Consider the following 26,278-nt stretch of genomic DNA (forward strand, 5'->3'; position numbering starts at 1 on the left):
TTCTGTCAGCCACAAAGAAAGGCCTCCCGACATGGCGGTCGCCTCCAAGAAGATTCCCGCGCCTGACCTCGTGCCGGTACGACGTGCGCTGCTGTCCGTCTCCGACAAGACCGGACTGACGGAGTTCGCGGCGGCGCTGTCGAAGAGCGGCGTGGAGCTGGTGTCGACGGGCGGCACCGCCAAGGCGCTGGAACAGGCCGGCATCGCCGTGCGCGACGTCTCCGAACTGACCGGGTTCCCCGAGATCATGGACGGCCGCGTCAAGACGCTGCATCCCTCGGTGCATGGGGCTCTACTCGGCATTCGCGACGACGCGGAACATGTCGAGGCGATGGAGAGGCACGGCATCGAGCCGATTGATCTCGTCGTGGTGAACCTCTATCCGTTCGAGCAGGTCCGCCAGTCGGGCGCGGACTACGCGTCGATCGTCGAGAACATCGACATCGGTGGGCCCGCGATGGTGCGCGCCTCGGCAAAGAACCACGCTTATGTCGCCATCGTCACCGACCCGGAAGACTATGCGGCCGTACTGAACGCACTGGAAATGAACTTCGGCAGCCTGTCGCTGGAGTTCCGCCAGAAGCTGGCCGCCAAAGCGTTTGCGCGCACCGCCGCCTATGATGCGGCCATCTCGAGCTGGTTCGCCGATGCGCTTGCGATCGAGCATCCGACGTGGCGCGCTTTCGGCGGCAAGCTCGACAGCGTGATGCGCTATGGCGAGAACCCGCACCAGCAGGCCGGCTTCTACGTCACCGGCGAGAAGCGCCCGGGCGTCGCCACCGCGCGCCAGTTGCAGGGCAAGCAGCTTTCCTACAACAACATCAACGACACCGACGCCGCCTTCGAGCTTGCCGGTGAATTCGACCCGGCACGGACGGCAGCCGTCGCCATCATCAAGCACGCCAACCCGTGCGGCGTGGCCGAGGGCACGAGCCTGAAGGACGCCTACCTGAAGGCGCTCGCCTGCGATCCTGTCTCGGCTTTCGGCGGCATCGTCGCGCTGAACCGACTGCTCGATGCGGAGGCGGCCGAGGAGATCGTGAAGACCTTCACCGAGGTGATCATCGCTCCCGACGCGAGCGAGGCTGCACAGGCCATCGTCGCGGCGAAGAAGAACCTGCGCCTGCTGGTGACGGGCGGCTTGCCCGACCCGCGCGGGGCTGGCATGGGCGTGAAGTCGGTCGCCGGCGGGCTGCTCGTGCAGAGCCGCGACAATGCAGTCGTCGATGACCTCGATATCAAGGTCGTAACCAAGCGTGCACCGACGAATGCAGAGATGGCCGACCTGAAATTCGCCTTCCGCGTTGCCAAGCACGTCAAATCCAACGCAATCGTCTATGCGAGGGATCTCGCCACCGTCGGCATCGGTGCCGGCCAGATGAGCCGCGTGGACTCTTCACGCATCGCGGCGCGCAAGGCGCTGGATGCTGCTGAGGCGGCCGGAAACTCAGAACCCCTGACGAAGGGCTCGGTCGTGGCGTCGGACGCCTTCTTCCCTTTCGCCGACGGACTGCTGGCTGCGGTCGAGGCCGGCGCGACGGCTGTGATCCAGCCGGGAGGCTCGATGCGCGACGAAGACGTGATCGCCGCCGCCGACGAGCACGGCATCGCCATGGTGTTCACCGGCACGAGGCATTTCAGGCACTGATGCCCAGCCTACCGCTTACTTCCCTGGAACGGGAAAAAATAGCCAACATCCTCGCAGCGGCCCTGGCAAAGGACTGGCCTCGCTTCGAAGCTCTGTCGGATCTTCCGTTTATCAACCCCGCAAGCATGAAGGAGCAATTCGACGATACCGTAAAGCTGATTTCGGACGACCTAAGCCGATGGGAAGACAACGCCTTCGTCGAAAAACTTTCTGGTGGCGATAGACTGATTCATGTCGGGCTTCCGCACAAAGCCGCTAACGGTCCAGACATAAATCTGTTCGTCCGTAGCACTAAGGCTGGGATACGGATCATGGTATTCTATAAGCGCTATCAGTTCGATTGAATTTGGTAGAGGTCTCGAGTCTTCTACGAAAGGTGATTGGACAGATTCTTTGTCTGCAAATTCGCTTTATATCCATTCTCTGGTCCCCGTTAGGCCGAACTCGCGACTGCGGGCCGCCTGCTTATCCGGCCCCCGCGAAGGGCCGGCCGCCACAGGCGGCGATAGGGCCCGTGAGCGAAAACTACGCCGCCTTCTTCTTCGGCTGGATCAGGCCGCGCTCGATCAGCAGTTCGGCGATCTGCACGGCGTTGAGGGCAGCGCCCTTGCGCAGGTTGTCGGAGACGACCCACATGTTCAGGCCATTGTCGATGGTCTGGTCCTCGCGGATGCGGCTGACGTAGGTGGCGTCTTCGCCGGCGCTCTCGATCGGCGTGATGTAGCCGCCGTTCTCGTGCTTGTCGACGACGAGCACGCCCGGCGCCTCGCGCAGGATGTCGCGCGCCTCGTCGGCGGTGATCGGCTTCTCGAACTCGATGTTGACGGCTTCCGAATGGCCGATGAAGACCGGCACGCGCACGGCCGTGCAGGTGACCTTGATCTTCGGGTCGAGCATCTTCTTGGTCTCGGCCGACACCTTCCACTCTTCCTTGGTGGAGCCGTCTTCCATGAACACGTCGATGTGGGGGATGACGTTGAAGGCGATGCGCTTGGTGAACTTCTTCGCTTCGACCGGATCGGCGACGAAGACAGCGCGGGTCTGGGTGAACAGTTCGTCCATGCCTTCCTTGCCGGCGCCCGAAACGGACTGGTAGGTCGACACGACGACACGCTTGATGGTGGCGGCGTCATGCAGCGGCTTCAGCGCGACGACAAGCTGCGCGGTCGAGCAGTTCGGGTTGGCGATGATGTTTTTGCGGGAGAACAGCGAGATCGCGTCGGGGTTCACCTCCGGCACGATCAGCGGCACGTCCTGGTCGTAGCGGAAGGCGCTCGAATTATCGATGACGACGCAACCCTGCTGGCCGATCTTGGGCGACCACTGCTTGGACACCTCGCCGCCGGCCGACATGACGCAAATGTCGGTGTCGGAAAAGTCGTAAGTCGCGAGGTCCCTGACCTTCAGCGTCCTGTCGCCATAGGACACTTCCGTGCCCTGGCTGCGGCGCGAGGCAAGCGCCACGACCTCGTCGGCCGGAAAGCCGCGCTCCTCGAGGATATTGAGCATTTCACGACCGACATTGCCCGTGGCACCGGCGACTGCAACCTTGAAACCCATGGTAGTTCTCCTGCCCTCGCCTGTTGTTTGGAGGAAACCCCGCCGGTCGGCGCGGGCCTCGTCTCCCCGGGCCAAACCCGGGAGGGAAGGTTAGGCCAAGGGAGATCAGACCGTTTTGGCGGTCGTTTTTTTGCTGATCGTCTTGGTCGTGGTGAGTATCGACAGGAACGGCACGCCAAACCGCCCGGCCCAACGGTTCGCTGCAAGCGATCCTTCGTTGCCGGGGAAGTCCAGTGCAAAAAGCGCCATGGCGAGGCCGCGCATTGTCCGAATTCCCGTTCGAGGCCGGGCTTTTACCGGGAATCCGCAAATAGTCAATCGGGAGGCTCCCCGGCGTTCAGCCGGATGTGATTGGACGGCCTGGCACCAAGCCCTAGCTTTGGCGGCATTCAGATAAGGAGAAGGACCATGGCAATCACCAGACGGGTTCTGCTAACGGGAGCGGCAGCGATTGCGCTGCTGGCGGCCGCGCCTGCATTTGCCCACCACGGCTGGGCATGGACCGAGGACGGTTTCTTCGAGTTGACCGGCAAGATCAGCGCCATCTATTACGGAAACCCGCACCCGACGCTCGATGTTGACGTGGAGGGCGAGATCTGGCGCGTCGATCTCGCCACGCCCTCGGCCACAGCGCGCGCCGGCTTCATGGAAGACACCGCCAAGGTTGGCGACGATGTCGTCGTGCTTGGCAACCGCTCGCGGGAAGAGACAGAAAAGCACATGAAGGCGGTACGCGTGACGGTCAACGGAAAGTCCTATGACGTTTATCCGAACCGAGCGCCGAGCTGATCGACCAGAGTCGGCGGAAGCATGGAGTTCCTGCAAGCCATCGAGCACTTGTGGCCGGCCCGCGTGCTCAAGGGTTCGTTCTTTGCCTATCCGCTCGTCAACGCGCTGCACATCGCTTCGATCGGAACGCTTTTCACGAGCGTCTTGCTGATGGACTTCGCGACGCTGGGCGCCATACGCTCTATTACTACCGAAAAGCTCGTCGAGTTGCTTCGGCCCATCGCACTCGGGGCATTCGCATTCGCGGCGGTCACGGGGCTGCTGCTTTTCTCGGTTCAGGCGACAACCTATGCCGGCAACTTTGCCTTCCTGTTGAAGCTCGGGCTGATCGCGCTGGCAGCACTCAATTTCCTCGTCTTCGCCGCGTCTGCGCATCGGAAGCGTTCTGACGCGCCACCGACAGCGATGCGCATCAGCGCAGTTCTCTCCATATTGGCCTGGAGCGGCGCGCTTCTGGCTGGCCGGTTCATAGGCTACCTCTGAACGCCCGCGATTGGCGGGACAGCAAGCCCAATGCTAGGCTGACGCGGGGATTCGGAGGGATCGATGCGCGGGGAAGTGCTACATTACGACGAGGCGCAAGGCTTCGGCTTTATCACGGGCGACGACGGCAACCGCTACACCTTCCGGCGCGAAGACATGCGGCGCGCCTTCCCAATCGCCAGGGGAACGGCGGTTGAATTCCGCGAAAACGGCACGCAGGCGCGCGACGTGTTCCAGGCGGGCGTGTCTCAGGCAGGCGGAACGGCAACGGTCGAAACATCGGAGCCGCGCGTACGCGTATCTTCCGTGCCTTCGCTGGCTACACCGCCGGCGGCGCCGCGCGCCGCTCCCACTGCGCAACAGCATTTTGGCCGCAACGCTTCCGCTAGCGACGCTCCGGTAGCCCAACCGACGCCTTCGATGGGCTTGTGGGCCTACTTCTGGAATTGCATGACTGCCGACTACGCCACATTCCGCGGGCGCGCGCGGCGCAAGGAATACTGGGCCTTCGTGCTGTTCTCGACGCTTGCGCTGATCGTCCTGTCCTTTGCCGGCCTCATGGCCGATGCCATGCTCGGCAATTTCGATCCCTATGGCAGCGGGCCGGTGGGGATCCTGATAGCTCTCGGGCTCGCCATCCTCGTCGGCTTCCTGCCGGGACTTGCGGTGACCGTGCGGCGCTTCCACGATGTCGGCATGTCGGGCTGGTTCTATTTGCTGTTCGTCGTGCTCTCGCTCTTCACCATCGGCGGCCTGATCATCTTCGTAGTGACGCTGATCCCCTCGCAGAAGCGCGAAAACAAGTGGGGACCGATGCCCGAGGGCGTGCCGATCCCGCCGCCCTATACCGGCCCCTGACGCACGGCTGTCATGCAGTTCTGCTACGCGCGCCTGAACCCCAACGGAGAGCAGGCGATGCGCACAGATACGGCACACCGGAAATGGAACGAGACCTGGCAGTCCGAGGATGGGCGACGCGCTTGGTCGCAGGCGGACCCGGACGTTCTTGCCTGCGCGACTTCGGTGATTTCTGCGGGCGGGGCTGACGCGCTCGATCTCGGCAGTGGCGTCGGTCGTCATGCGCTTGCCCTGGCCCGCATGGGCTTCAACGTCGATGCGCTGGATGGCAGCGAGGTCGGCATCGCTCAACTGCGCAAGGACGCCGAGTCCGAGCGGCTGTCGGTGCGCACGCATCACGGCGTCATGACCGAGCTACCCTTCGCCGACGCCAGCTTCGACTATCTGCTCGCCTTCAACGTCATCTATCACGGCGACCCCGAAATCCTGGCCGCCACTATCGCCGAAATATCGCGCGTCCTGCGCCAAGGCGCCACGCTGCAGCTCACCATGCTATCCAAGCGCAACGTCAACTACGGCGTCGGCGAGGAGATCGCGCCGAACACCTTCGTCGTGAAGGACGCCAGCGACGACAAAGTCCATCCCCATTTCTATTGCAACGCGGGCGAACTCGTCGCTCTGCTGCCCGGTTTCGAGTTGAAGGGCCTCGTCGACCGCGAGCAGAAGCCGGGCCACTGGCACTGGCACGTGGTAGCCGAGAAGCTCTGAGAATCGGCATCGCACTTTAACACCTGAAGGCTGGCGAAGCCTTCAGGTGTTTGTTTCAGGCCAGCCGCGCCCGCAGCCGGTCGGTCGCCCATTCCATCGCCAGCACGACCACGAAGACCGCGATGATGATGGTGGACGCGTTGCGGTACTGGAAGAGGTCGAAGGCGACCTTCAGTTCCTGCCCGATGCCGCCGGCCCCCACGAGGCCGAGCACCACCGAGGCACGTACGGATTTCTCCAGCGCGAAAATCCCCGTATTGACCATCGACGGCAGCGCGTCGGGGATCACCGCTCCACACAATATACTGAAGCGGCTGGCGCCGATCGCTGTCAGCGCTTCCTGCGGCTCCCTGTCGGCATCCTCCATCGCCTCCGCGAAGAAGCGCCCGCAGAAGCCTATTGTGTCGACGATGATCGTCATCGTGCCGGCCACCGCACCGAGCCCGACCGAAGCGACGAAGACGAGTGCCCAGACGAGGTCGGGCACCGTGCGAAAGAATGAAACCAGCCCCTTGAAGAGAAAGGCGGTCATCGCGACCGGAGTGATGCCGCGTGCCGACATCCAGGCGATGGGCAGGCTGACCAGTATGCCGATCACAGTTCCGGCGATGGCGATCTGGAACGTCTCGATCAGCCGGAGCGTAATGCGCCAGAGGAATTCCGGATTCGTCTCCGGCGGCAGCATGCGGCCGACCAGCTTCACCATGCGCTCAGACCCGTTCAGCAGCCTTTCGGGCGATGGTGCGACATCACCGATCGACACGATGACGAGCGCCGCCGCAACGACGAGAAGCGTGAAGCGGAGCGCCGAAGCGCCCGCCAAGCGAGGCGGCGTCTCGTGCCGCGACGAAAGAATGTCAGCCACGGAAAACCGGCTCCAGATCGTGTGCCCTGAGATCGCGGCTCTCGGCATCGAGGAACACGCGTCCGCCCTTGAGAGCGATGACCCGCCGCGCATAGGAAAGCGCATGCTCCATGTCGTGCGACGTGAAGACGAGCGTGGTGCCGGTCGATTCCGCGATCTCGAGGAAGGTGCGCATGACATCGTGACCCGTAGCCGGATCGAGGCTCGCCGCCGGTTCGTCCGCGATCAGCAGACGCGGTTGGCGCACCAAGGCGCGCGCGATGGCCACTCGCTGTGCCTGCCCCCCCGACAGTCGGTCGGCACGCGACTGCGCCTTGTCGGCGAGGCGAACAGCCGAGAGCGCGCCCACAGCCCGGTCCCGCCATTCGGCGGGTGCGATCGCATGGTGCCATGCCCGCCAGCCGCCCGGCATGCCGAGCATGCCCTGGACGACATTCGTCAGCGCCGTCTGCCGGCGCACCAGCCCGTGATGCTGGAAGACGAAACCGATCTGCCGGCGGATCGCGGCCATGTGACTGCGCCCGGGCCGACGCTCGAACCGTTCGCCGAAGATGGTGACGCTGCCGGCATCGATGGCGTTCAGACCAACCAGCGTCTTCAGGAGCGTCGATTTTCCTGCACCGTTCGATCCGATCAGCGCAACTGTATCGCCTTCGCGAATAGTCAGGTCGATGCGGTCGAGGACGGGGGACGCGCCCGCGTAACGCTGGACGAGGTCGCGCGTCTCGATCAGCGCCGCCACCCGCGTGGGCGGCGGACACAGGCTTTCAATGACAGCCGAGGACCGCGATGCGGTCCCCGGCAGGTCGAGTTCAGTCACCGACGAAGGCATTGAAGCTGTCGACGCCGATGGTGCGGTACATGTCGCGGACGTAGTCGTAGTCAGCGTCCTTCACAGTGGTGATGAAGAAGCCGCCTTCGTACTTCTTGTTGTCGTCAGTGGTTTCGACAACGGACGCCATAAGGTCCTTGCCGTTGTTGACGAAGGCGTCGCGTACCTTCTGCACGACGGCGGCGTCCGCATCTGCGCGGGCGACGAGCACGTCGTTCGGCAGATCGCGGCCGCGCGCCAGCACGATGAACGCCGTCTCGGGATAGGCCTCACGGATGCTGGCAAGGTGACCGCGGTTCATGCCGACGGCGGCGATGTCGCCATTGATCATCGCTTCCACAGCGACGTTGCGGCTGATGATCTCAGGGGTGTAGTCGCTCTGCGGCAGACCAAGATCGGTCAGCACCTGCGCCGGGCCGAGATGCTGCGAGGTCGAGCCGACCGACCCGAAGGCCACCTTCTTGCCTTTGAGGGCGGCGACCGTTTTGATGGGGCCGTCGGCCAGCACGACAACCTGCGCATAGTACTCCGGGCGCTGCCATGCGGTGACGATCTCGGCGTTGGTGAGTTCCTTCATCACCACATATTCGGCCGGGCCGGTGAGGACCAGATCGACCTGGTCGGAGGTCAGCGCCTCGACGGCGGCGGTGCGCGAATTGACGGGGAAGAACTCGATCTCAAGGCCGGTGAGTTCCTGCAGCTCGTCGCGGAACGGACCGAATTCCTGGTGCAGCTTCTCCAACCCCTCGACGTCGGTCACGGCAAAGCGCACCTTGTCGGCGGCGGTGGCGGTCAAAGTCATCATCGCCAGCGCGGCAACCGCGCCAATCATCTTCAGCATTCGGAGTCCCTTCCTTGGATCACAGGTCGGGACTGGCTTAGCGCGGCCGGTTGACAGGCGGATGACGGTATCCGGCTAAGGATATGGGGCTGTGGACGACGTCCGGCGCGTTCCTTATCCGCGCGGGCGGTCGGTCACCACATGGACTTGGCGTAGGCGTCGTCCAGCCAGCGGTCTGTCTCAGCCGGCGTTTCTTCGAGCGAAAGCTGGTCGTGCAGGATCTGGCCGAGCGTCGGCATCGACTTGCGGTCGGGCCAGGCCTCCGGCTTCCACAAATCGGAGCGCATGAAAGCCTTGGCGCAATGCATGTAGGCGGCCTTCACGGTGACGACCACGACGCTGAGCGGCGGCTTGCCATCCACCGTCAGGCGCTCGCGCAAGCCGGCATCGACGGTGATCCTCGCCTCGCCGTTGACGCGCAGCGTCTCGTTCATGCCGGGGATAAGGAACAGCAGACCGACCGCAGGGTTGACGATAATATTCTCCAGCGTGTCGAGCCGGTTGTTTCCGGGTCGATCGGGAATGGCGATCGTGTTGTCATCGAGGATCGCGGCAAAACCGGGCTTGTCGCCTTTCGGCGTCACGTCTGCATTGCCCATGCCATCCGACGAGCCGATGAGGACGAAGGGACTGCGCGCAATAAAAGCCTTGCAGTGGCCGTCGAGCTTCTTCAGTTCCTTGCGGATTGAACCGGCATCGGGCTCCGGCGTCTTATAGACTGTGCGCAGCTCGTCATATGTCGCAATGAATTCCACCGGCCGTGTCCCCGCTAGCTCTTCTTGAACCTGTCATCGAGCGAATGGCGCATGATGAGCGGCATCTGGCTGAACGTAAAGACCAGCGTGATAGGCATCACCGCCCACACCTTGAACGCCACCCAGAAATCGGTCGAGAAATTGCGCCAGACGATCTCGTTGATAACAGCCAGAAACAGGAAGAAGAGGCCCCAGCGAAGCGTCAGCTTGCGCCATCCCTCCGCGTCCAAGCTGAAGGCCGAATCGAAGACGTAGCCGAGCAGCGACTTGCCGAAGAAGAGACCGCCAAGCAGGACAGCGCCGAACAGCGTGTTGATGATGGTCGGCTTCATCTTGATGAAGAGATCGTCCTGCAGATAGAGCGTCAGCCCGCCGAACACGAAGACCACAACGCCCGACACCAACGGCATGATCGGCAAGGTGCGCGTCAGCACCCAAGATACCGAAAGCGCAATCGCGGTCGCGATCATGAACAGGCCGGTCGCAATGAAGATCGGCCCGCCGAACTCGGCAAGGACAGGAAACCGTTCGCCAAGCCATTCGCCGCGCGCATTGGCGAAGAAGAACACCAGCAGCGGCCCAAGCTCCAGCGCCAGCTTCAGAAGCGGATTTATCTCCTTCTTCTTGGGGTCGCCGGGTTCGCGTTCGATCACGGAAGAATTCATGCGTCACGCCACTCCTGCGATCGCTTTGGCGAAATCGCTTGCGGAAAAAGGTTCGAGGTCGTCGACGCCTTCGCCGACACCGATGAAATAGACCGGCAGCTTGTGCTTGGCGGCGATGGCCACGAGGATGCCGCCCCGCGCCGTGCCGTCGAGCTTGGTCATGACGAGACCGCTGACGCCGGCGACATTGCGGAAGATTTCGACCTGGTTCATGGCGTTCTGCCCGGTCGTCGCATCGACAGTCTGCAGCACCGTATGCGGCGCGTCGGCATCATGCTTGCCGAGCACGCGCACGATCTTCTCGAGCTCGGCCATCAGCTCGACCTTGTTCTGCAACCGGCCGGCCGTGTCGATGATGAGGACGTCGGAGCCAGCCTCCTTTGCCTTTTCGTAGGCTTCGAAGGCAAGGCCGGCAGCGTCCGCGCCAAGCTTCGAAGACACGACCTGCGAGCCCGTGCGTTCGCCCCAGATTTTCAGCTGCTCGATCGCGGCGGCGCGGAAGGTGTCTCCGGCAGCAAGCGTGACCTTCAGACCGCCGGCGGTCAGCTTGGCCGCAAGCTTGCCGATGGTGGTCGTCTTGCCGGTGCCGTTGACGCCGACCACGAGGACGACATGTGGCTTATGCGAGAGATCGAGCTCCAGCGGCTTCGCCACAGGCGTCAGCACCTTCTCGACTTCGGAGGCCATGATGGTGCGCACGTCAGCGTCGGAGACATCGCGTCCATAGCGGCTTGCCGACAGCGCGTCGGTGATGCGCAGCGCCGTCTCCATGCCGAGATCGGCTCGGATCAGCACGTCCTCCAGATCCTGCAGCGTCTCCTCATCCAGCTTCTTCTTCGTGAAGACGCCGGCGATGTTGCCCGAAAGCTCACGCGAGGAACGGGCGAGACCGTGGCTTAGACGCTGGAACCACGAGGGCTTCGGCGCTTCCGTCGGAGCAACTGCAACGGGCTCGGCGGATTGACCGACAGTCTTGCCGACGATGACCTTCGCGCCGCCGGGGCGTGGCGGCTCGACGCCTGCAACAGGAAGAGCCGAGATAACCGTTTGCGAGGGAATCTCCGGCGGCGGCTCGATGGGCTGAAGGTCCGGCGCTTGCGGTATTTCTATTGGCGCGGGGTCGGATTCCGGGACCGGTTCGGCGGGCACCTCCGGCGGCGAGCTTGGCGGGACTTCAGCAGGCCGCGCGGGGGCAGGAGGCTGCGGCGTCTCTGGCGGAGCGGCGGGTGGCGTCTCGGGGGGCTGGCTCGGCGTCTCCCGTGGAACGGGGGGCGCTTCCGGCGGTGCAGCAGGTGTTTCCGGAGGCGGCGGCGGAACCGGGTCGCTACCGAAGGAAAAGACGCGTTTGAAGAAACCGGTGGCCATGGGTGTCAGGCAGCCCGTACCTGTTGGGTTGGGGCGGGCACGGCGACCAGTCGCTCGCCATCATGGCCGGTGACGATAGCCTCTACGATCTCACCCGGGCGGCCGGCGTCGAGCGCGGCCAGCGTAAAGCCTTCGGTACGGCCAAGTCCCTCGCGCTCGATCAGCACGGACTGGGCGGTTCCCACGACAGAGGCGAGATGCCGCTTGTAGGCCTTTTCGCCCACGGCACGCAGTCGCGCGGCGCGCTCCTTGACGACTTCGCGCCGCACCGGCGGCATGCGCGCGGCAGGCGTGCCTTCACGCGGCGAGAACGGAAAGACATGCAGGTGCGTCAGTCCGCATTCCTCGACGATCCCAAGCGAATTCTCGAACATCGCCTCCGTCTCGGTCGGAAAGCCGGCGATGATGTCCGCGCCAAAGACGATGTCTGGCCGCAGTGCGCGAACCTCGGCGCAGAAGCGAATGGAATCGTCGCGCAGATGGCGGCGCTTCATGCGCTTCAGGATCATGTTGTCGCCGGACTGGAGCGACAGGTGCAGATGCGGCATCAGCCGTTTCTCGGTGGCGATGACTTCCATCAGTTCCGCCTCCGCCTCGATGGAGTCGATCGAGGACAACCTTAGCCGGCGCACATCCGGCACCTGCCGCAGGATCGTCTTGACGAGTTTGCCGAGCTTCGGCGCTCCGGGCAGGTCGGCGCCGTAGCTGGTGAGATCGACGCCCGACAACACCACCTCGGCATAGCCATTGCCGGCCAGCCGCTTCACCTGCTCGACAACAGCGCCCATCGGCACCGAGCGCGAATTGCCCCGACCGTAGGGGATGATGCAGAAGGTGCAGCGATGGTCGCAGCCGTTCTGTACCTGCACGAAAGCACGGGCGCGGCCCTCGATGGCGTCGACCAGATGTCCAGCGGTTTCGCGCACCGAGAAGATGTCGTTGACGCGCGCCTTCTCGAAATCGTTGACGCCAAAGTCCGGCAGCGCGCGGTAGTTGTGGGCCTTCAGCTTCTCCTCGTTGCCGAGGACGAGATCGACCTCGTCCATGTCGGAGAAGGTCGCCGGCTCGGTCTGCGCGGCGCAGCCGGTGACGATGATGCGGGCGTTCGGGTTCTCGCGGCGCGCCTTGCGGATCGACTGCTTGGCCTGCCGGACGGCTTCCGCCGTTACGGCGCAGGTGTTGAAGATGACGGCGCCGTCCTGCAGTTCACCAAGTCCGGCGGCGGTCGCCTCGCGGCGCATGACTTCCGACTCATAGGTATTGAGCCGGCACCCAAAGGTGACGATGTCGATGCCGCGTGTCGAACCCGACATCAGGCGTCGCTTTCCGTATCACGCAGCCATGTGCCGATCGCGGGATCGAAGGTGCCGGAGAATTCCCACTCCGCCGGGCCGGTCATGACGACATGGTCGTCGCCGCGCCATTCGATTGTCAGCGTCCCACCCGACGGTACGGTGACCGCGACGTTCCGGCCCGTGCGGCCCGTGCGCGCTGCCGACACCGCCGCTGCGCAGGTGGCGGATCCGCAGGCCAGCGTTAGGCCCGCACCGCGTTCCCAGGTGCGGATCGTCATCGTGTCACGCGAGGTGACCTGCGCGATGGTGATGTTGGCGCGCTCCGGGAAGATCGGGTGGTTTTCCAGCATCGGGCCGAAGCGGTCGAGCGCGTAGCTCCAAACGTCATTGTCGACCCAGAAGATGGCGTGCGGATTGCCCATGCTGGCGACCGAGGGCGAGTGCAGGACAGGCGCGTCGATCGGCCCGATCTGCAGTTCGATCATGCGCGTGTCGCGGAATTCTTCGGCCAGCGGGATATCCTGCCAGCCAAAACGCGGCACGCCCATGTCGACGGAGATCAGCCCGTCGGCATGTTCTTCCGCCGTCAGGATGCCGGCGACGGTCTCGAAGGTGAAGCGCTTCTCGCCGGTTTCGGCCGCAAGCGCCTGCACGACACAGCGCATGCCGTTGCCGCAGGCCTGCGCCCGCGATCCGTCGGAATTGATGATCTCGATATAATTGGCCGTGCCCGGCGTTCGGGGATCGTGGATGGCCATGATCTGGTCGAACTTGGTCGCGGGATCGGCATTGAGCGCGATCGCAGCATCCGGCGTTACGCGATCGGCGCGGCCGCGCATGTCGGCAACGACAATGGCGTTGCCGAGCCCGTTCATCTTGGCAAATGGGGCCGCGCTGGCCATGGAGAACGCTTCCGCTTCGGTTTCCGGCTATATGGCCGAATCGACGGGCAATTACCAGTGCGGCCCGCAGCCACCCATGGTGGCCAAGGCTCTCCCTGGCACAAGAATTCGCCAACACTGGACGCCGCGCCGGCAACAAGGCCGGCTAGGATCGACTTCATGGCGATGAAACGCACCAGGACGCCGTGGATGAGCGCCGACGATTTCGGCCGCTCGTTGCCGCGCGGGATCGGGATCAACCTGCTCGTGCCTGATATCGCGCCGATGCAGGCTTTCTGTCGCGATGTCCTCGGCGCAACGATCGTCTATGCCGACGAGGATTTCGCAGCCGTGACGCTACAGGGCTCGGTCTTCATGCTGCATGCCGACCATTCCTATTCGGACAATCCCATGGCCGGCCTGATCGACGGCGCAGAACAGCGCGGAACAGGCATGGAGATCCGCATCTATGGCCTCGACCCCGACATGGCCGAGGCAAAGGCGCGCGAACATGACTACCACGTTCTCGCTGGCTCACTCGACAAGCCGCACGGCCTGCGGGAATGCTACGTCATAGGTCCGAGCGGGTATGTCTTCGTACCGAGCTTAGCGCCAGGAAGTCGTCCCGGCTGACACAGAACGTCATAAATATTGAGAATATTTCGCGATAAATCTCGCCGCACACCCAATTTTAACCATATCAGGCTGAAATTTGGCCACCTTCATCGTCTTGTAGGTGGTGGAAGGATTGTCCCGAGGCCGCGCGCCGGCCCGACGGAGGGGTGTTATGGCATTTTCGAAGATCAGCCTTGCTGCAGTGTCGCTGGCGGTGTTGACCGCGGGCTGCTCCAGCACGCGCTTCTCGTCGATGAACGAACAGCCGGCCCCGTTGCAGGCGGCGCCGTCGGGCAGTGTCACGTCCTCGACGACCCTGCCGCCGCCGGCATCGCCGACCACGCCGACTGACCCTGCAGCCTTCCCGACCGCACCCGGCGCAGGCACGCAGGTTGCGGCCGCGGGACCCGATCCGGCAGCGGCAGCCGCGCCCGATCTGACGACGGCGAATGTCGCAGGCGTCTGGAGCGCTTCGGTCGCCGGCCAGAGCTGCCGCGTCGCGACCCCGCAGACCAAGTTCGGCTCCGGCTACCGCGCCGGCCCGCTGCGTTGCCCGGCTCCGGTCGATGGCGTCAAGAGCTGGAACGTCGCCGGCAAGCAGCTCTCGCTCTATGACGAGAGCGGTTCGGTGGTGGCGACTCTGTATTCTTCCGGCGAAGGAAAATTCAATGGACAGACAGCCACCGGATTGCCTATCTCGCTTTCCAGGTAATTGTCCCATCCACTTTTCGTCCTAATGATCAATGCACCTGCGTGACGGTCCAGAGTCGTATTCGACCGTTGCGCAGCGCTATGGGCGTCTAGTCGAAAAGGGCGAGATCACTGACGACCCGGCGCAGCGTCCGGTGGTTGCGGCTCTCGACAACCTGATCGACGAAATCCGCGCCAAAAGGCTGCAGCGCAAGTCGAGCGCGCTCGGCTGGCTGTTCGCCAAGAACCGAGCCGCGCAGGAGAAAGTCACCGGCCTCTACATCCACGGCGGCGTCGGGCGCGGCAAGACGATGCTGATGGACATGTTCTTCGACACTGTCCCGGTGCGGCGCAAGCGTCGCGTCCACTTCAACGCCTTCATGGCGGATGCGCAGGACCGCATCCAGAAGCACCGGCAGGCACGCAAGGAAGGGACAGTCCGCGAGGACGATCCGATACCGCCGGTGGCGCGGGCGCTTGCGGACGAGGCGTGGGTGCTGTGCTTCGACGAATTCACGGTGACCGACATCGCCGACGCAATGATCCTGTCTCGGCTGTTCTCCGCGCTGTTCGAGAACGGCGTCGTGCTGGTAGCCACCTCCAACGTCGCCCCCGACGACCTCTATCGCGATGGCCTGAACCGCCAGCTTTTCCTGCCCTTCGTAGCGCTGCTAAAGCGCCATACGCAGGTCATGACGCTGGAGTCCCCGACCGACTACCGCATGGAAAAGCTCAATCGCATGCCGGTCTACCTGACGCCGCTTTCGGCGGAGACCGACCGACGTATGGGCGAGGCCTGGGCCGCTGTGACGCATGGCAAGGTCGCCGCGCCGGACATGGTCACGGTAAAAGGCCGGCAGGTCGCGGTGACGCTAAGCGCCGGCAAGGCCGCGCGCTTCGGCTTTGCCGATCTCTGCGACGCGCCGCTTGCCGCGCGCGACTATCTGGCCATCGCCGAAAAGTACGACACGATATTCATTGACCATGTGCCGGTGATGGACCAGTCGCGCCGCAACGCCACCAAGCGCTTCATCCTGTTGGTCGACACGCTCTACGACAGGCACATGCGGGTGGTGATCAGCGCCGCTACACCGCCCGACGGGCTCTATGCCGGCGCATCCGGCGTCACGGAAGCGTTCGAATTCGACCGCACCGTCTCGCGCCTGATGGAGATGCAAAGCGCGGAATGGCTGGAGGCATGGTCGAAGGAGCGCACGCTTACCAGCCCGAACGCTTCGGTTCCGGAATGATGTCCGCCCCGTAAAATCACTGCTTCCAGACGGTTCTTTGCGCTAGGTTGATGACGAATTGATGACAAAACTTTGACGTTTACGTAAATGAATATTTATCTAAACGATTGAAAACATTCGACTCAAAATTATCGTTTGAAGTTTTTCTGGCATGGGTTTATTTGCATGCGCACATTTTCCGGCGTCAATGCCGCCTAATCTTTGGCTTTCGCATAGACCGGGGCTGTCCTGGTTCACGGATTATAGGGAAAAATCCTCACATGGCACGCAACAAGATTGCCCTCATCGGGTCAGGCATGATCGGCGGCACGCTTGCACACCTCATTGGCCTCAAGGGGCTGGGCGACGTCGTGCTCTTCGACATCGCGGAAGGCACACCGCAGGGCAAGGGCCTCGACATCGCGCAGTCTTCGCCGGTCGAGGGATTTGACGCCCGTTACGCCGGCGTCAACGACTATTCCGGCATTGAGGGTGCGGACGTCTGCATCGTCACCGCCGGCGTACCGCGCAAGCCCGGGATGAGCCGCGACGACCTGATCGGCATCAATCTGAAGGTCATGGAGCAGGTCGGAGCGGGTATTCGCAAATATGCACCAAAATCCTTTGTCATCTGCATCACCAACCCGCTCGACGCGATGGTCTGGGCGCTGCAGAAGTTCTCCGGCCTGCCCAAGACGCATGTGGTTGGCATGGCCGGCGTGCTCGACTCGGCACGCTTCCGCTACTTCCTCGCCGAGGAATTCAAGGTTTCCGTCGAGGACGTGACCGCTTTCGTGCTTGGCGGCCACGGCGACACGATGGTGCCGCTGACCCGCTATTCGACGGTCGCCGGCATCCCGCTGCCCGACCTCGTCAAGATGGGCTGGACCACCAAGGAAAAGCTCGACCAGATTGTCCAGCGCACCCGCGATGGCGGCGCCGAGATCGTCGGCCTGCTGAAGACCGGCTCGGCCTATTATGCTCCGGCTTCCTCGGCGATCCAGATGGCCGAGTCCTACCTTAAGGACAAGAAGCGCGTGCTGCCCGCCGCCGCCCACCTGTCCGGCCAGTATGGCGTGAAGAACCTCTATGTCGGCGTGCCGACAGTCATCGGCTCCGGCGGCGTCGAGCGCGTCATCGAGATCGACCTGAACAAGGCCGAGCAGAAGATGTTCGAGAAGTCGGTCGAATCCGTGCAGACGCTGTGCGAGGCCTGCGTGAAGATCGCGCCGAACCTCGCCCGCAAATAAGGTGCCGCAGCCATGAATATCCATGAATATCAGGCCAAGCAGGTTCTGAAGGCCTACGGCGCGCCGATCGCCGAGGGCGTTCCGGTGTTTGACGCAGCCGGCGCCGAGGCCGCTGCGAAGAAGTTGCCCGGCCCGCTCTATGTGGTGAAGAGCCAGATCCACGCCGGCGGACGCGGCAAGGGCAAGTTCAAGGAGCTTTCGCCTGACGCCAAGGGCGGCGTGCGGCTGGCGAAGTCCGTCGAGGAGGTCGTTGCCAACGTCAAGGAGATGCTGGGCAACACGCTGGTCACCAAGCAGACCGGCCCGGCAGGCAAGCAGGTCAACCGCCTCTATATCGAGGGCGGCGCGGACATCGCACGCGAACTCTACCTCTCCATCCTGGTCGACCGCTCGGTCGGCCGCATCGCCTTCGTCGTTTCGACCGAAGGCGGCATGGACATCGAGACGGTCGCGCATGACACGCCCGAGAAGATCATCACCGTGGCGATCGACCCCGAGACGGGCGTGACCGCTGCGGACGTCGCAAAGCTGAACACCGCGCTGAAGCTCGACGGCGACGCTGCCAAGGATGGCAGCACGCTGTTCCCGCTGCTTTACAAGGCCTTCACCGACAAGGACATGAGCCTTCTGGAAGTAAACCCGTTGATCGTCATGAAGGACGGTCGCCTGCGCGTTCTCGACGCCAAGATGTCGTTCGACGGCAATGCACTGTTCCGTCATGACGACATCAAGGCGCTGCGCGACGAGACCGAGGAAGACGCCAAGGAAATCGAGGCTTCCAAGTGGGACCTCGCCTACGTCGCGCTCGACGGCAACATCGGCTGCATGGTCAACGGCGCCGGCCTTGCCATGGCGACGATGGACATCATCAAGCTCTACGGCGCCGAGCCGGCCAACTTCTGCGACGTCGGCGGCGGCGCCGGCAAGGAAAAGGTCGCGGCGGCTTTCAAGATCATTACCGCTGACCCGAAGGTCGAAGGCATCCTCGTCAACATCTTCGGCGGCATCATGAAGTGCGACGTCATCGCCGAGGGCGTGATCGCAGCCGTCAAGGAAGTCGGGCTGAAGGTGCCGCTTGTCGTGCGGCTGGAAGGCACCAACGCGGAACTAGGCAAGAAGATCATCAACGAGAGCGGCCTGAACGTTGTTTCGGCCGACGACCTCGACGATGCCGCGAAGAAGATCGTCGCGGCGGTGAAGGGCTGACCCTGTGCCCCCGCGCAAGATAAACCTCGTTCAGGCGGCGGATGAGAAGATCGCCAAGGTCTTCGATCCGCACATCGCCGGCGACATCAACGATGCCCAGGCCAAGGTCGCGAAGTTCGGCGCGGTTTTCGACTGGCATGCGCATGAGGCCGAGGACGAGGCGTTTCTGGTTCTGCGCGGCAGGATCGCCATCGATTTCCGCGATGGTGAAGTCGAGCTCGGCGAGGGCGACTTCATCGTCGTGCCGCGCGGCGTCGAGCATCGCCCGCGCTCGATGACGGCCGAACCCATCGTACTGATGTTCGAACCCTCGACGACCCTCAACACCGGCAATGCCAAGAGTGACCTGACTGTCGCTGAGCTGAAGAGATTGTAGGAACCCCATGTCCATCCTGATCAACAAGAACACGAAGGTCCTCGTGCAGGGCCTGACCGGCAAGACGGGCACCTTCCACACCGAGCAGGCGCTGGCCTACCACGGCACGAAGATGGTGGGCGGCATCCACCCGTCGAAGGGCGGCGAGACCTGGACAGGCTCCAAGGGCGAGATGCTGCCTATCTTCGCGACGGTGGCCGAGGGCAAGCAGAAGACCGGCGCGGACGCGTCCGTGATCTATGTTCCGCCGGCGGGCGCCGGCGCTGCAATCATCGAGGCGATCGAGGCCGAGATCCCACTCATTGTCTGCATCACCGAGGGCATCCCGGTTATGGACATGGTCAAGGTGAAGGCGAAGCTCGACAAGTCGAAGTCGCGCCTGATCGGGCCGAACTGCCCCGGCATCGTGACGCCTGATGAGTGCAAGATCGGCATCATGCCCGGCAACATCTTCCGCAAGGGCTCGGTGGGTGTTGTCTCGCGCTCGGGAACGCTTACCTATGAGGCAGTGTTCCAGACCACCAATGAAGGGCTCGGCCAGACGACTGCCGTCGGCATCGGCGGCGACCCCGTCAAAGGCACTGAGTTCATCGACATGCTCGAGATGTTCCTGGCCGACGACGAGACCAAGTCGATCATCATGATCGGCGAGATTGGCGGCTCGGCCGAGGAAGACGCGGCGCAGTTCCTGATCGACGAGGCGAAGAAAGGTCGAAGCAAGCCGATGGCAGGCTTCATCGCGGGTCGCACCGCCCCTCCCGGCAGGACGATGGGCCACGCCGGCGCGGTCATCTCGGGCGGCAAGGGTGGCGCGGAAGACAAGATCGCGGCGATGGAGGCTGCGGGCATCCGCGTGTCCCCCTCGCCGGCACGTCTCGGCAAGACGCTGGTCGAGGCGATCAAGGGTTAAGGGAGTATGGGATCAGGGGAGTAGGTTCGTAGGGCACGAATATCGCTACTCCCATAGTCACCATTCACTCCCCTCAAAGGAGACGGAGCGCGGCGCTCCGAGAGGCAAAGATGGCACGACAAGATCAGGCCAACGACGAATTTTCGCTTACATCGTTCCTCTACGGCGGCAACGCCGACTATCTGGAGCAGCTTCAGGCTGCGTGGGAAAGCGATCCGCAGTCCGTCGATCCGCAGTGGCAGGATTTCTTCGGCGCGCTGAAGGATGACGCCATCGACGTTCGCAAGAACGCCAAGGGCGCATCATGGTCGCAGCCATCGTGGCCTCTGCAGGCAAACGGCGAACTGGTTTCCGCCCTCGACGGCAACTGGGGCCTTGTCGAGAAGGTCATCGAAAAGAAGGTCAAGGAAAAGGCCGCTGCCAATGGCGTGGCGGCTTCCGAGACCGATGTCCTGCAGGCGACGCGCGACTCGGTGCGCGCGATCATGATGATCCGCGCCTTCCGCATGCGCGGTCACCTGCACGCCAACCTCGACCCGCTCGGCATCGCCAAGCCGCTTGAGGACTATAACGAACTGTCGCCCACGTCCTACGGCTTCACCGAAGCGGACTACGATCGGCGGATCTTCATCGACGGCGTGCTCGGGCTCGAATACGCGACGATCCGCGAGATGCTCGACATCCTGACGCGGACCTATTGCTCGACGCTGGGCGTCGAGTTCATGCACATCTCCGATCCCGAGGAGAAGGGCTGGATCCAGGCGCGCATCGAAGGCTCCGACAAGGAGATCAAGTTCACGGCCGAAGGCAAGAAGGCGATTCTCGCCAAGCTGATCGAGGCCGAGGGCTTCGAGCAGTTCATCGACGTGAAGTACAAGGGCACCAAGCGCTTCGGCCTCGACGGCGGCGAGTCGCTCATTCCGGCGCTGGAACAGATCCTCAAGCGCGGCGGCGCGCTCGGCCTCAAGGAAGTCGTGCTCGGCATGGCCCATCGCGGGCGCCTCAACGTGCTGACCAACGTCATGGGCAAGCCGCACCGCGCCGTGTTCCACGAGTTCAAGGGTGGTTCCTACGCGCCTGATGATGTCGAGGGCTCCGGTGACGTGAAATACCATCTCGGCGCTTCCTCGGACCGCGAATTCGACGGCAACAAGGTGCATCTGTCGCTAACCGCCAACCCATCGCACCTCGAGATCGTCGATCCCGTCGTCATGGGCAAGGCGCGCGCCAAGCAGGACCAGCTCTACGGGCGGACCCGGGAGGAGATCGTGCCGCTCGAGGAACGCGCCAAGGTGATGCCGCTGCTGTTGCATGGCGACGCGGCTTTTGCGGGACAGGGCGTCATCGCGGAAATTCTCGGCCTGTCGGGCCTGCGTGGCCACCGCGTCGCCGGAACCGTGCATTTCATCATCAACAACCAGATCGGCTTCACGACGAATCCGCGCTTCTCGCGCTCATCGCCATACCCGTCGGACGTCGCCAAGATGATCGAGGCGCCGATCTTCCACGTGAATGGCGACGATCCCGAGGCCGTGGTCTACGCGGCCAAGGTCGCGACCGAATTCCGCATGAAGTTCCACAAGCCGGTCGTGGTGGACATGTTCTGCTACCGCCGCTTCGGCCACAATGAGGGCGACGAACCGGCCTTCACGCAGCCGCTGATGTACAGCAACATCCGCAGCCACAAGACCACGGCGTCCATCTATGCCGAACGGCTGATCGCCGAAGGCCTGCTCACGCAGGAAGATATCGACAAGATGCGTGCCGACTGGCGCGCGCGTCTCGAAACCGAATGGGAGATCGGGCAGGCCTACAAGCCCAACAAGGCTGACTGGCTCGACGGCGCGTGGTCGGGACTGCGTGCTGCCGACAACGAGGACGAGTTGCGCCGGGGCAAGACGGCCGTGCCGGTCAAGACGCTGAAGGAAATCGGCAAGAAGCTGACCGAGGTGCCGAAGGACTTCGAGGTCCATCGCACCATCGCGCGTTTCCTCGAGACGCGCCGGACCATGATCGAGACCGGCGAAGGTCTTGACTGGTCGACGGCGGAGGCGCTTGCCTTTGGCTCGATCGTGCTGGACGGCAACCCTATCCGGCTGTCGGGTCAGGACTCGGAGCGCGGCACCTTCTCGCAGCGCCACTCGGTCCTCTACGACCAGCGCCACGAGGCACGCTATATTCCGCTCAACAATCTGTCGGCGGCGCAGGCTGGCTATGAGGTCATCAACTCGATGCTCTCGGAAGAGGCAGTGCTGGGCTTCGAATACGGCTACTCGCTGGCGCAGCCCAATGCGCTGACGCTGTGGGAGGCGCAGTTCGGCGACTTTGCCAACGGTGCGCAGGTGGTGTTCGACCAGTTCATCTCGTCGGGCGAACGCAAGTGGCTGCGCATGTCGGGCCTCGTCTGCCTGCTGCCGCACGGCTATGAGGGACAGGGGCCCGAGCATTCCTCGGCACGCCTGGAGCGTTTCCTGCAGCTTTGCGCCGAAGACAACATGCAGGTGGCCTACTGCACGACGCCGGCCAACTACTTCCATATCCTGCGCCGGCAGCTGAAGCGCGACTTCCGCAAGCCACTGATCCTGATGACGCCGAAGTCGCTGCTGCGCCACAAGCGCGCTGTCTCGACGCTGGCCGAGATGTCGGGCGAGTCCACCTTCCACCGGCTGCTGTGGGACGACGCACAATTCCTCAGCGGTCAGTCGATCAAGCTGGTCAAGGATTCGAAGATTCGTCGCGTCGTCATCTGCTCGGGCAAGGTCTACTACGACCTTTACGAGGAACGCGAAAAGCGCGGCATCAACGACATCTACCTGCTCCGCGTCGAGCAGCTCTATCCTTTCCCGGCAAAGGCGCTGATTACGGAACTGTCGCGGTTCCGTAACGCCGAGATGGTGTGGTGCCAGGAAGAGCCCAAGAACATGGGCGCGTGGTCGTTCATCGACCCCTATCTGGAATGGGTGCTCGCCCATATCGACGCCAAGCACCAGCGCGTGCGTTACACCGGTCGCCCGGCGGCCGCGTCGCCTGCGACGGGCCTGATGTCGAAACATCTGGCCCAGCTTGCGGCGTTCCTGGAAGACGCGTTGGGCGAATAACTGAAGACGGCAACTGGCAAACGGACAGGCAGGACCGAAACGATGGCTACCGAAATCCGCGTTCCCACTCTCGGCGAATCCGTCACCGAGGCGACTGTCGGCAAGTGGTTCAAGAAGGTCGGCGACACGATCGCCGCAGATGAGCCGATCGTCGAACTGGAAACGGACAAGGTGACCATCGAGGTGCCCTCGCCGGTCGCCGGAACGCTCTCCGAGATCGCGGCGAATGAAGGCGACACGGTCGGCCTCGGCGCCCTGCTCGGCCAGATCGGCGCAGGCGGCGCGGCAGCCGCAAAGCCTGCGGCGAAGACTGAGGCAAAGCCCGAAGCTGTGGCGCAGGCAGCCGGCTCCTCCGGTGGCGACACCGTGAAGGAAGCCGCGAAGAAGACAGCGGCCATTGCCGGCGAGGGACCGATCGAGGAACGCAAGATGCCGCCCGCGCCCGCCGCCGCCAAGCTGTTCGCGGAAAACAACCTGTCGGCCGGCCAGGTCGCCGGTTCCGGCAAGCGGGGCCAGGTGCTGAAGGGCGACGTGCTGGAAGCGATCGCCAAGGGCGCTGCTTCCCAGCCGGTCGAGACGCCGAGGATTGCCGAAGCGCCCGCTGCGCCACGTCCTGCTTCATCCGAGGGCGACGCCGTGCGCGAAGAGCGTGTGCGCATGACCAAGCTGCGCCAGACCATCGCGCGCCGCCTGAAGGAAGCCCAGTCGACAGCCGCCATGCTCACCACCTTCAACGAGGTGGACATGAAGGGCATCATGGACCTGCGCGCGAAGTACAAGGACGTATTCGAAAAGAAGCACGGCGTGAAGCTCGGCTTCATGGGCTTCTTCACCAAGGCGGTGACGCATGCGCTGAAGGAGATTCCGGCGGTCAACGCAGAGATCGACGGAACCGACATCATCTACAAGAACTACGCCCACATCGGCGTGGCCGTCGGCACCGACAAGGGCCTCGTCGTGCCGGTGGTGCGCGACGCCGACCAGATGTCGATTGCCGAGATCGAGAAGGAGATCGGCAGGCTTGGACTGGCGGCTCGCGACGGCAAGCTGTCCGTTGCCGACATGCAGGGCGGCACCTTCACCATCTCCAATGGCGGCGTCTACGGTTCGCTGATGTCGACGCCAATCCTGAACGCGCCGCAGTCGGGCATTCTCGGCATGCACAAGATACAGGACCGTCCGGTCGTGGTCGGCGGCCAGATCGTCGTCCGCCCGATGATGTATCTCGCCCTGTCCTACGACCACCGCATCGTCGACGGCAAGGAAGCCGTGACTTTCCTTGTGCGCGTCAAGGAAAGCCTCGAGGATCCCGAGCGGCTGGTGCTGGACCTTTAGGCGGACCGATGGACGACCGCGACGAGTTCGAGCGATACAATGCAGAGAATCACCCAGGTTTTTCGCGCACGGGCGATCAGTATCGCCTGACGGCCGCTGACCGATTTGCTCTAAGGACATTGGAGCGGCCCGATACAGAACTGCTCGCGCTAACTAGGAAAGATACTGGCCAGCTTGTCGTAACCAGCGGCCGACTGGCTGTGTTCGACCCTCTTTGGCCGATGGAACAGTGGTCTGACCCGCTCGACCTTACCGTGCCTAACGGCGCTCATGATGCTTACATTCTTACCTGCGAAGCCGGGAAGTGGGGCGAGTGCAATGCAATGTTCGTTGTGACGTTCGAAGGAGCACAACCCGTCGAGTGGACAGCCGCAAGCTTTGCTAGCTCGCTCAAGTACGCTCCAGATGAGCCCACGCATCTGATTTATGTGGATGCGGGTACCATCGGATTGGGCGATTTGAGCAGTATCGATAACCTCAGAAATATCGTCAAGCGGCGCATTGAGGCCGGCGAGATCGGCGATGAGGGCGATCAACTCGGAGAGATGAATGAGCAATACGATCTAGTTGCTCAAGACTATCGTGTTGGCGATGGACCAGACAATTTGTTGTTCATCGGCACCGGCATCGGCGACGGAGGCTATCCAATCTATTGGGGGCTCGCCTCGAACGGAGAGCCGGCGGCACTGGTGGTGAGCTTCTATCTGCTGGAAGCGCGGTTTCGAAAGAATCTACAGTAGACCTGGTGTGAGGGTTGGGGTTGTTGCGCGTGCAGTGTGCCGTCGGAGGCATGAAGTGACATTCGCCTGCAACTGTGACGCGCGCTTCGCGCCAAGAGAGTGAGGACATGGAAACCGCCGCGGCATCTACCGAAATCTGGATTCTCGGCTGGAGCGCAGTGCTCCTTATCGTGCAGGTCTGTCTGCAGGCTACGTCGAGCTATGACCTCGGCCCGAAATACCTGCTCGGCCCGCGCGACGAAAAGCGCGTGTCGAGAAACGTTCTCGCCGGTCGCCTCAAGCGCGCTCTGCGAAACCTGCTGGAGACCTATCCTGCCTTTATCGCCATCGTGGTGGCGCTGGTGGTCACAGGCAAGACTGGCGGCATCGCCGCGACCGGTGCGGTCATCTGGCTCGTCGCACGCGTGGTTTTCGTGGCGGTTTACGCGGCGGGCATCCCGCTGCTGCGCACATTGGTCTGGCTGGTTTCCACGGCCGGTCTCGTACTCATGCTGATAAGGCTGTTGTTCTGAGCATGTCCGAACGAAAGGTTCTCCTCGTTACCGGCGGTTCGCGCGGCATCGGCGCGTCGATTGCGCGACTTGCCGCCAAGGCCGGATACCGCGTCGCCGTCAATTTCGTCTCTGACACCGAGGCGGCTGCCGCGGTGGTGCGCGAAATCGAGGCAGGCGACGGCGAGGCTTTCGCCATCCGCGCCGACATCGGCGAGGAAAAAGACATCCTGGCGATGTTCGCGACGGTCGAGGAACGCTTCGGCCGGCTGGATGCGCTGGTCAACAACGCTGGCGTCGTTGGTCGCAGGTCGCGGCTGGACGAAATGGACGCCGCGCGGCTTCAGCGCATGGTGGCCGTAAACACGGTGGGAACGATGCTCTGCACGCGTGAAGCTGTCCGGCGCATGTCGACACGGCATGGCGGCAAAGGCGGCGTCATCGTCAACATCTCGTCAATGGCGGCCCAGCTTGGCAGTCCGTCGCTCTACGTCGACTACGCCGCTTCCAAGGGAGCAGTCGACACCTTCACCTACGGTCTGGCGCTGGAAGTCGCAGCCGAGGGCATCAGGGTCAATGGCGTCAGGCCGGGCATTATCGAGACGGACATCCACGCCTCGCGGGGCGAACCCGACTGGCCCCGCGATATGACTTCACTCCTGCCGATGCAGCGCGCGGGCCAGCCCGACGAGGTAGCCCGCGCGGTCCTGTATCTCCTTTCCGACGATGCTTCCTATGTCACCGGCAGCATCCTAAATGTCAGCGGTGGCCGCTGAGGCGGCTACGAAACGAG

General features: G+C 63.3%; 28 protein-coding genes. 18 read left to right on the top strand and 10 right to left on the bottom strand.

Annotation, left to right across the window (positions count from 1 at the left end; translation table 11 throughout):
* The first annotated feature begins 31 nt into the window (after positions 1-31).
* Positions 32-1,648, top strand: a complete 1,617-nt coding sequence (purH, locus tag ABMA32_RS14670; protein ID WP_349014483.1) for a bifunctional phosphoribosylaminoimidazolecarboxamide formyltransferase/IMP cyclohydrolase — start codon at positions 32-34, stop codon at positions 1,646-1,648.
* Positions 1,648-1,992: a hypothetical protein gene (locus ABMA32_RS14675; RefSeq protein WP_349014484.1), complete on the top strand. Its 345-nt coding sequence runs from the start codon at positions 1,648-1,650 to the stop codon at positions 1,990-1,992. Before purH ends, ABMA32_RS14675 begins: the two co-directional genes overlap by 1 nt.
* A gap of 181 nt (positions 1,993-2,173) precedes the next feature.
* On the opposite strand, the gene ABMA32_RS14680 is transcribed toward ABMA32_RS14675, so the two are convergent.
* Positions 2,174-3,208, bottom strand: a complete 1,035-nt coding sequence (locus ABMA32_RS14680) for an aspartate-semialdehyde dehydrogenase (protein ID WP_349014485.1) — start codon at positions 3,206-3,208, stop codon at positions 2,174-2,176.
* Between the two features lie 105 nt (positions 3,209-3,313).
* Positions 3,314-3,472, bottom strand: coding sequence for a hypothetical protein (locus ABMA32_RS14685; protein WP_349014486.1), 159 nt, complete (start codon positions 3,470-3,472; stop codon positions 3,314-3,316).
* A gap of 144 nt (positions 3,473-3,616) precedes the next feature.
* Here ABMA32_RS14685 and ABMA32_RS14690 point away from each other — a divergent pair, with 144 nt between their 5' ends.
* The 4 genes from ABMA32_RS14690 (at position 3,617) to ABMA32_RS14705 (ending at position 6,046) form a co-directional block, all read left to right on the top strand.
* Positions 3,617-3,997, top strand: a complete 381-nt coding sequence (locus ABMA32_RS14690) for a DUF6152 family protein (protein ID WP_349014487.1) — start codon at positions 3,617-3,619, stop codon at positions 3,995-3,997.
* A 21-nt stretch (positions 3,998-4,018) separates the two neighbouring features.
* The gene (locus ABMA32_RS14695) at positions 4,019-4,480 is read left to right on the top strand and encodes a hypothetical protein (RefSeq protein WP_349014488.1); all 462 of its coding nucleotides are present in this window, start codon (positions 4,019-4,021) and stop codon (positions 4,478-4,480) included.
* 63 nt (positions 4,481-4,543) lie between these two features.
* On the top strand, positions 4,544-5,338 hold the full coding sequence (locus ABMA32_RS14700; RefSeq protein WP_349014489.1) for a DUF805 domain-containing protein: 795 nt from the start codon (positions 4,544-4,546) through the stop codon (positions 5,336-5,338).
* 12 nt (positions 5,339-5,350) lie between these two features.
* Positions 5,351-6,046 (top strand): class I SAM-dependent methyltransferase, encoded by a 696-nt coding sequence (locus ABMA32_RS14705; protein ID WP_349014490.1) that lies wholly within the window; start codon positions 5,351-5,353, stop codon positions 6,044-6,046.
* 55 nt (positions 6,047-6,101) lie between these two features.
* Here the strand turns inward: ABMA32_RS14705 and phnE are convergent, their stop codons facing one another.
* The 8 genes from phnE to dapF all read right to left on the bottom strand — a co-directional run bounded on the left by phnE (position 6,102) and on the right by dapF (position 13,566).
* Positions 6,102-6,911 (bottom strand): phosphonate ABC transporter, permease protein PhnE, encoded by an 810-nt coding sequence (gene phnE / locus ABMA32_RS14710; RefSeq protein ID WP_349014491.1) that lies wholly within the window; start codon positions 6,909-6,911, stop codon positions 6,102-6,104.
* Positions 6,904-7,743: a phosphonate ABC transporter ATP-binding protein gene (locus tag ABMA32_RS14715; protein WP_349014492.1), complete on the bottom strand. Its 840-nt coding sequence runs from the start codon at positions 7,741-7,743 to the stop codon at positions 6,904-6,906. Before ABMA32_RS14715 ends, phnE begins: the two co-directional genes overlap by 8 nt.
* Positions 7,724-8,584 carry a PhnD/SsuA/transferrin family substrate-binding protein gene (locus ABMA32_RS14720; protein ID WP_349014493.1) on the bottom strand — a complete coding sequence of 287 codons (861 nt, stop codon included), beginning with the start codon at positions 8,582-8,584 and terminating at the stop codon, positions 7,724-7,726. Before ABMA32_RS14720 ends, ABMA32_RS14715 begins: the two co-directional genes overlap by 20 nt.
* Before the next feature lie 134 nt (positions 8,585-8,718).
* Entirely contained in the window at positions 8,719-9,339 is a 621-nt protein-coding gene (locus ABMA32_RS14725) for a pyridoxamine 5'-phosphate oxidase family protein (RefSeq protein WP_349014494.1), read from the bottom strand.
* 14 nt (positions 9,340-9,353) lie between these two features.
* Entirely contained in the window at positions 9,354-10,004 is a 651-nt protein-coding gene (locus ABMA32_RS14730) for a septation protein A (protein WP_349014495.1), read from the bottom strand.
* 3 nt (positions 10,005-10,007) lie between these two features.
* Positions 10,008-11,369 (bottom strand): signal recognition particle-docking protein FtsY, encoded by a 1,362-nt coding sequence (gene ftsY, locus ABMA32_RS14735; protein WP_349014496.1) that lies wholly within the window; start codon positions 11,367-11,369, stop codon positions 10,008-10,010.
* A gap of 5 nt (positions 11,370-11,374) precedes the next feature.
* On the bottom strand, positions 11,375-12,682 hold the full coding sequence (gene mtaB / locus ABMA32_RS14740) for a tRNA (N(6)-L-threonylcarbamoyladenosine(37)-C(2))-methylthiotransferase MtaB (RefSeq protein WP_349014497.1): 1,308 nt from the start codon (positions 12,680-12,682) through the stop codon (positions 11,375-11,377).
* The gene (dapF, locus tag ABMA32_RS14745; protein WP_349014498.1) at positions 12,682-13,566 is read right to left on the bottom strand and encodes a diaminopimelate epimerase; all 885 of its coding nucleotides are present in this window, start codon (positions 13,564-13,566) and stop codon (positions 12,682-12,684) included. The genes mtaB and dapF overlap by 1 nt, the downstream gene beginning before the upstream one ends.
* A 159-nt stretch (positions 13,567-13,725) precedes the next feature.
* Between dapF and ABMA32_RS14750 the strand changes: the two genes are divergently transcribed.
* From ABMA32_RS14750 to ABMA32_RS14805, 12 genes are all read left to right on the top strand, one after another.
* Positions 13,726-14,178 carry a VOC family protein gene (locus tag ABMA32_RS14750; RefSeq protein WP_349014499.1) on the top strand — a complete coding sequence of 151 codons (453 nt, stop codon included), beginning with the start codon at positions 13,726-13,728 and terminating at the stop codon, positions 14,176-14,178.
* A 154-nt stretch (positions 14,179-14,332) separates the two neighbouring features.
* On the top strand, positions 14,333-14,872 hold the full coding sequence (locus tag ABMA32_RS14755; protein ID WP_349014500.1) for an AprI/Inh family metalloprotease inhibitor: 540 nt from the start codon (positions 14,333-14,335) through the stop codon (positions 14,870-14,872).
* Positions 14,873-14,903: 31 nt separating this feature from the next.
* On the top strand, positions 14,904-16,100 hold the full coding sequence (gene zapE, locus ABMA32_RS14760) for a cell division protein ZapE (protein WP_349014501.1): 1,197 nt from the start codon (positions 14,904-14,906) through the stop codon (positions 16,098-16,100).
* A gap of 260 nt (positions 16,101-16,360) precedes the next feature.
* Complete coding sequence (gene mdh, locus ABMA32_RS14765; protein ID WP_349014502.1) at positions 16,361-17,329, top strand: malate dehydrogenase; 969 nt, start codon at positions 16,361-16,363, stop codon at positions 17,327-17,329.
* 12 nt (positions 17,330-17,341) lie between these two features.
* On the top strand, positions 17,342-18,535 hold the full coding sequence (gene sucC / locus ABMA32_RS14770; protein ID WP_349014503.1) for an ADP-forming succinate--CoA ligase subunit beta: 1,194 nt from the start codon (positions 17,342-17,344) through the stop codon (positions 18,533-18,535).
* Between the two features lie 4 nt (positions 18,536-18,539).
* Positions 18,540-18,911 (top strand): cupin domain-containing protein, encoded by a 372-nt coding sequence (locus ABMA32_RS14775; protein ID WP_349014504.1) that lies wholly within the window; start codon positions 18,540-18,542, stop codon positions 18,909-18,911.
* 7 nt (positions 18,912-18,918) lie between these two features.
* Entirely contained in the window at positions 18,919-19,821 is a 903-nt protein-coding gene (gene sucD, locus ABMA32_RS14780) for a succinate--CoA ligase subunit alpha (protein WP_349014505.1), read from the top strand.
* Positions 19,822-19,931: 110 nt separating this feature from the next.
* Entirely contained in the window at positions 19,932-22,919 is a 2,988-nt protein-coding gene (locus ABMA32_RS14785) for a 2-oxoglutarate dehydrogenase E1 component (RefSeq protein ID WP_349014506.1), read from the top strand.
* Between the two features lie 42 nt (positions 22,920-22,961).
* Entirely contained in the window at positions 22,962-24,254 is a 1,293-nt protein-coding gene (gene odhB, locus ABMA32_RS14790; protein ID WP_349014507.1) for a 2-oxoglutarate dehydrogenase complex dihydrolipoyllysine-residue succinyltransferase, read from the top strand.
* An 8-nt stretch (positions 24,255-24,262) separates the two neighbouring features.
* Complete coding sequence (locus ABMA32_RS14795) at positions 24,263-24,994, top strand: DUF4241 domain-containing protein (protein ID WP_349014508.1); 732 nt, start codon at positions 24,263-24,265, stop codon at positions 24,992-24,994.
* 107 nt (positions 24,995-25,101) lie between these two features.
* On the top strand, positions 25,102-25,506 hold the full coding sequence (locus ABMA32_RS14800) for an MAPEG family protein (RefSeq protein WP_349014509.1): 405 nt from the start codon (positions 25,102-25,104) through the stop codon (positions 25,504-25,506).
* 2 nt (positions 25,507-25,508) lie between these two features.
* Entirely contained in the window at positions 25,509-26,261 is a 753-nt protein-coding gene (locus ABMA32_RS14805; RefSeq protein ID WP_349014510.1) for a glucose 1-dehydrogenase, read from the top strand.
* Positions 26,262-26,278: the final 17 nt, after the last annotated feature.

It is taken from the genome of Mesorhizobium quangtriensis (assembly GCF_040081925.1).
GTDB classification, from domain to species: Bacteria; Pseudomonadota; Alphaproteobacteria; order Rhizobiales; family Rhizobiaceae; genus Mesorhizobium_K; species Mesorhizobium_K quangtriensis.

What these genes read in the sequence shown, in the direction of transcription:
- sucD (WP_349014505.1), top strand. Translation starts at nt 18,919, where the DNA reads ATGTCCATCCTGATCAACAAGAACACGAAGGTCCTCGTGCAGGGCCTG.
- ftsY (WP_349014496.1), bottom strand. Translation starts at nt 11,369, where the DNA reads ATGGCCACCGGTTTCTTCAAACGCGTCTTTTCCTTCGGTAGCGACCCG.
- ABMA32_RS14700 (WP_349014489.1), top strand. Translation starts at nt 4,544, where the DNA reads ATGCGCGGGGAAGTGCTACATTACGACGAGGCGCAAGGCTTCGGCTTT.
- mtaB (WP_349014497.1), bottom strand. Translation starts at nt 12,682, where the DNA reads ATGTCGGGTTCGACACGCGGCATCGACATCGTCACCTTTGGGTGCCGG.
- ABMA32_RS14695 (WP_349014488.1), top strand. Translation starts at nt 4,019, where the DNA reads ATGGAGTTCCTGCAAGCCATCGAGCACTTGTGGCCGGCCCGCGTGCTC.
- ABMA32_RS14755 (WP_349014500.1), top strand. Translation starts at nt 14,333, where the DNA reads ATGGCATTTTCGAAGATCAGCCTTGCTGCAGTGTCGCTGGCGGTGTTG.
- ABMA32_RS14720 (WP_349014493.1), bottom strand. Translation starts at nt 8,584, where the DNA reads ATGCTGAAGATGATTGGCGCGGTTGCCGCGCTGGCGATGATGACTTTG.
- ABMA32_RS14750 (WP_349014499.1), top strand. Translation starts at nt 13,726, where the DNA reads ATGGCGATGAAACGCACCAGGACGCCGTGGATGAGCGCCGACGATTTC.
- ABMA32_RS14685 (WP_349014486.1), bottom strand. Translation starts at nt 3,472, where the DNA reads ATGCGCGGCCTCGCCATGGCGCTTTTTGCACTGGACTTCCCCGGCAAC.
- ABMA32_RS14715 (WP_349014492.1), bottom strand. Translation starts at nt 7,743, where the DNA reads ATGCCTTCGTCGGTGACTGAACTCGACCTGCCGGGGACCGCATCGCGG.
- ABMA32_RS14805 (WP_349014510.1), top strand. Translation starts at nt 25,509, where the DNA reads ATGTCCGAACGAAAGGTTCTCCTCGTTACCGGCGGTTCGCGCGGCATC.
- ABMA32_RS14680 (WP_349014485.1), bottom strand. Translation starts at nt 3,208, where the DNA reads ATGGGTTTCAAGGTTGCAGTCGCCGGTGCCACGGGCAATGTCGGTCGT.
- ABMA32_RS14730 (WP_349014495.1), bottom strand. Translation starts at nt 10,004, where the DNA reads ATGAATTCTTCCGTGATCGAACGCGAACCCGGCGACCCCAAGAAGAAG.
- ABMA32_RS14690 (WP_349014487.1), top strand. Translation starts at nt 3,617, where the DNA reads ATGGCAATCACCAGACGGGTTCTGCTAACGGGAGCGGCAGCGATTGCG.
- ABMA32_RS14800 (WP_349014509.1), top strand. Translation starts at nt 25,102, where the DNA reads ATGGAAACCGCCGCGGCATCTACCGAAATCTGGATTCTCGGCTGGAGC.
- purH (WP_349014483.1), top strand. Translation starts at nt 32, where the DNA reads ATGGCGGTCGCCTCCAAGAAGATTCCCGCGCCTGACCTCGTGCCGGTA.
- sucC (WP_349014503.1), top strand. Translation starts at nt 17,342, where the DNA reads ATGAATATCCATGAATATCAGGCCAAGCAGGTTCTGAAGGCCTACGGC.
- zapE (WP_349014501.1), top strand. Translation starts at nt 14,904, where the DNA reads ATGCACCTGCGTGACGGTCCAGAGTCGTATTCGACCGTTGCGCAGCGC.
- mdh (WP_349014502.1), top strand. Translation starts at nt 16,361, where the DNA reads ATGGCACGCAACAAGATTGCCCTCATCGGGTCAGGCATGATCGGCGGC.
- dapF (WP_349014498.1), bottom strand. Translation starts at nt 13,566, where the DNA reads ATGGCCAGCGCGGCCCCATTTGCCAAGATGAACGGGCTCGGCAACGCC.
- ABMA32_RS14795 (WP_349014508.1), top strand. Translation starts at nt 24,263, where the DNA reads ATGGACGACCGCGACGAGTTCGAGCGATACAATGCAGAGAATCACCCA.
- ABMA32_RS14675 (WP_349014484.1), top strand. Translation starts at nt 1,648, where the DNA reads ATGCCCAGCCTACCGCTTACTTCCCTGGAACGGGAAAAAATAGCCAAC.
- odhB (WP_349014507.1), top strand. Translation starts at nt 22,962, where the DNA reads ATGGCTACCGAAATCCGCGTTCCCACTCTCGGCGAATCCGTCACCGAG.
- ABMA32_RS14705 (WP_349014490.1), top strand. Translation starts at nt 5,351, where the DNA reads ATGCAGTTCTGCTACGCGCGCCTGAACCCCAACGGAGAGCAGGCGATG.
- ABMA32_RS14785 (WP_349014506.1), top strand. Translation starts at nt 19,932, where the DNA reads ATGGCACGACAAGATCAGGCCAACGACGAATTTTCGCTTACATCGTTC.